General features: G+C 42.9%; 4 protein-coding genes. 2 read left to right on the top strand and 2 right to left on the bottom strand.

Features of this window, described 5'->3' with window-relative positions; genetic code table 11:
• Positions 1-138: 138 nt before the first annotated feature.
• Positions 139-360 (top strand): DUF2997 domain-containing protein, encoded by a 222-nt coding sequence (locus AC805_RS00255; RefSeq protein WP_055073552.1) that lies wholly within the window; start codon positions 139-141, stop codon positions 358-360.
• 281 nt (positions 361-641) lie between these two features.
• Positions 642-1,340 carry a PHP domain-containing protein gene (locus AC805_RS00250; RefSeq protein WP_055073551.1) on the top strand — a complete coding sequence of 233 codons (699 nt, stop codon included), beginning with the start codon at positions 642-644 and terminating at the stop codon, positions 1,338-1,340.
• A 195-nt stretch (positions 1,341-1,535) separates the two neighbouring features.
• On the opposite strand, the gene AC805_RS00245 is transcribed toward AC805_RS00250, so the two are convergent.
• Positions 1,536-2,837, bottom strand: a complete 1,302-nt coding sequence (locus tag AC805_RS00245; RefSeq protein ID WP_055073550.1) for a homoserine dehydrogenase — start codon at positions 2,835-2,837, stop codon at positions 1,536-1,538.
• A gap of 425 nt (positions 2,838-3,262) precedes the next feature.
• Positions 3,263-3,613 (bottom strand): DUF1830 domain-containing protein, encoded by a 351-nt coding sequence (locus tag AC805_RS00240; protein WP_055073549.1) that lies wholly within the window; start codon positions 3,611-3,613, stop codon positions 3,263-3,265.
• Positions 3,614-3,854 lie beyond the last annotated feature (241 nt).

Genomic DNA, 3,854 nt, shown 5'->3' with positions numbered 1-3,854 from the left:
CGCCGCCCATCCTTACCTATTTAGCACTGCCCACCATTTTGGGAGTTGGTATAATTACTAAATTTTATGCTGTGCAATTTTGGATAGAGAGACGCTAGAATATTAGTAATTGTTATTGTAGAGAAAAATAAATTACTTATGTCGCAATATCAACGTATCGAGTACTTAATCGGGAAAGATGGCAAAATCGTTGAACGTGCGATTGATATGTCAGGCAGTGAATGTATTGCTGTCACTGCGGAAATGGAGTCATCTTTGGGAAAAGTCGAGACTCGCGAACTGTTGCCAAGTTATTACGAATATGCCGAGCAAAGCGTCGATCGCCATGAGATCGAACAAAATCAGTACGAGAAATCCTAAATCTAAGGTCATAGCATAGCCAACGCTCTGTCATTAGACTTAGATTTTATTAGGTGATTTAATATCCACCTCTGCTTGTGTTTAAAATTACTTATTGTTTTGCCATTGCTTCTATCGTTGACAGTAATGGGAAATCTAAAGCTGAATAAGTAGTAATAATCAGTCTGATTTTCTAAAGTTGAGAATACATCTCAATAAAGGTTGGAAATATACCCTCTTGGGACAAAACTGTGATCAATAAGTTAAGAATTATTAAAGATCTGCTTATGTAGAGATATGACATGGTAACTCAAACTCCCCTATTGATATCCGAGTCAAACGCAACTAGTAAACTGCGAAAAATATTTGCGTCTGTTGATGCCATGAGCTGTCCACACAGGCTAAATTTTCACTTGCATACGGTGCATTCCGATGGCAAAATGCAGCCTATCGACCTAATCGAACAGGCGATCGCTTTGCGTTTGTCCGATCTATCGATTACCGATCATCATGCGATCGGCGGATATTACATCGCTAAACAGCATTTAGACTTTACCCTAAGTCAATCGCAGCATCCTGAATCTTTGCCTACTCTCTGGTCGGGGATTGAAGTTAATGCCAGCTTGATTTTTACGGAAGTGCATATACTCGGATATGGATTCGATCCCGAACATGAGGCAATGCACCCATACCTGCAAAACAAAACTACCGCAGGGCTAGACTATCAGGCAATTAGTGTTATTAAGTCGATCCATTTAGCAGGGGGCTTAGCTGTTCTGGCTCATCCCGCTCGTTATCGGCGACCACCTGAAGATCTAATTCCTGCTGCTGCTGCTTTGGGCATTGATGGGGTGGAAACCTATTATGGCTACGACAATAGCGATCCTTGGAAACCCAGCCCCCGCCAAACAGAAGAGATTCGCCATCTTGCGGAATGTCATGGATTGCTCCATACCTGTGGAACGGATTCTCACGGCTTTAAAATCAGCAAACGGCTTTAGCAATTCCCAAAAGTGTAGCCACACTTTTAGAAAACTTTAGGACAAGAGAAAGGCGGCGCGAATCGCCGCCTTTCTCTTGTCTAATACCAATTCCCAAAATGGCGTTGCCATTTTGGGAATCTCAAAACCTTACTGGTTTTGATGTTTAATTCACAAAAGTGTTGTCACACTTTCGTGAATTGATATAACGGGCAGTTAAATCACACGCAACACCGTAGGAATACTATGCAGGGTTGGTAAATCGCGAATGGTGGCGATCGCTTGCTGGAAGTTCAATTCACTTACCTTCTGGGTAACCACAACGATTTCAGCGAGACCATCGTGGATCGTATTCTTTTGTAAAATGGCGTTGAGGCTGACAGAGTGTTTGCCAAAAGCCGTACCGAGATCGCCAATCACCCCAGGCTTGTCATGGGTCAACAATCTTGCATAGAACTGGGTCACGGTATTTTCAATGGGGGCAATTTGGGCATAGTGCTCGTGGGAGCAACCCATCAGTTGATTTATTTGATTGGGAAGAGATTTTAAGACAGCCACCACATTAATAATGTCTGCAACTACGGCACTTGCGGTTGCCCCTGAGCCTGCCCCTGGACCTGAAAGCACGACTTCCCCAATGGGATCGCCCTCAATCCGCACGGCATTGGTGACACCATGAATATTCGCCAGAGGGTGCTGGATTGGGATTAAGGTCGGATGAACGCGGATTTCGAGATGGCGATCTTGATCGTCCTTGGCTTCAATCCTTCTGGCGATGCCCAAAAGCTTAATTGTGAAGCCCAGTTCCTTGGCATAGTTAATATCAGCGCTGGTAATTGAGCGGATCCCTTCACGATAGATATCTTCAAGTTTGATACGATCGCCAAAAGCTAAACTCGCTAAAATTGCCATCTTATCGGCAGCGTCAAAACCATCGACATCGGCTGTGGGATCGGCTTCGGCATAGCCCAGTTTTTGCGCTTCAGCCAAGGTTGCCTCGAAATCCGCTCCCTCGAAATACATCCGACTCAAAATGTAATTGGTCGTGCCATTGACAATGCCCGTCAATTCGCTAATGCGATTGCCACCGAGACTTTGTTTGAGTACTTGGATGACGGGAATACCGCCGCAAGCGGCAGCTTCTAACATTACATATACGCCTTTTTGTTTAGCGGCGGTAAAAATTTCATTGCCATATCTAGCAATCACTGCTTTATTGGCGGTGACCACATGTTTACCATTGGAGATCGCTTTTAAAATTAAGCTTTTTGCTGGCTCGATCCCACCGATAACTTCCACCACAATATCAATCGCGGGATCGTTAACAATAGACTCTAAATCATCTGTGACAATTTCAGCATCGATCGCCACATCACGTTGCTTATTTAGCGATCGCACACCTACAAGTGCAATTTCAATATCAGGTAGTAGAGGATGGCGACCCGCAGGGGCTTGGAAAATTTTGGCAACACCCGTACCAACAGTTCCTAATCCGAGAAGTCCAACTTTATATGTCACAGTCTTAATTTATAGCGGGTTTAAAGTGAATAAGGAATAGATAAAATTTTAAAAACGTTACTTCACAAGGTTTTTGAAATTTATCTAATTTAACTTTTATTGTAGGTTTTTTGGGGACGGGATGAGTCATCAAAAGAGAATAGTGACGGTTCACCCTGCTAAGTAGCTAAGCAAAACCAGAGGCATAGCGCCCGCTACGCGGGCGCTATGCCTCTGGTTTTAATATGCTCTTTTGAGGTTTGCTATTTCTTAAGGTTGGGGAAGCTTGCAAGTATGCTTTCCCAAAAACAAAGAGAGCGCAAAGCGCTCTCTTTGTTTTTGGGATTTAGCTATGAATAAAACTACTACAGGAGCTTGAAATTATTTTGAATTTACTCGCTTGCTCAGTTATTATTGGCTTTATTATTGGCTCAGTTATTATTGGCTTAGGCAACTGTAGCAAATATATCTTGGCGAAACTCTTGACGCATTTCCCTAATATCTGCAACTTCCCGCCCCATATCCATACCGATTATTGCTAACTGAACACAGGGAATAGTGTCTGAGTGAATCGCACTGCACATAAATCCTGCATGAATTTCTAATAACGCATCTCTTGGTGCAGAAAACTGAATACATTGATTCGGGAAGATTGCTTTTTCCCAAAAGGTGATATCAGCATGAGATACCCGCAGGATCTGCACAACTTCACCTTCATTACGATAGAGGCAAGTTATTTGATTATGCTGATCTTTGGAACTTTTGATATTAATATTTTTGGTGTTTTTATTAAGCATTACTTTAACTTGGGAGTAGCCGCTAACTCTCTTGATTCATGATCCCAGAGTAAGTGATGCTCCCATGACTGGCGGTGATATAGCGCACATATTCCAAGTTTCTTAAGCTTTGGGATCGCTATTTAACGTGAGTTCGGGATAATTGGAAACGGGCTTTGATAAAGGGTTTGCTACGCAAACCCTTTATCAAAGCCCAAAAGTAAAAGCCTTGCGTAGCAAGGCTTTTACTTTTGGGCTTTGA

Origin of the sequence: Pseudanabaena sp. 'Roaring Creek', from assembly GCF_001402795.1 — a bacterium.
GTDB lineage: Bacteria > Cyanobacteriota > Cyanobacteriia > Pseudanabaenales > Pseudanabaenaceae > Pseudanabaena.
This window is presented reverse-complemented; position numbering and strand designations above follow the sequence as displayed.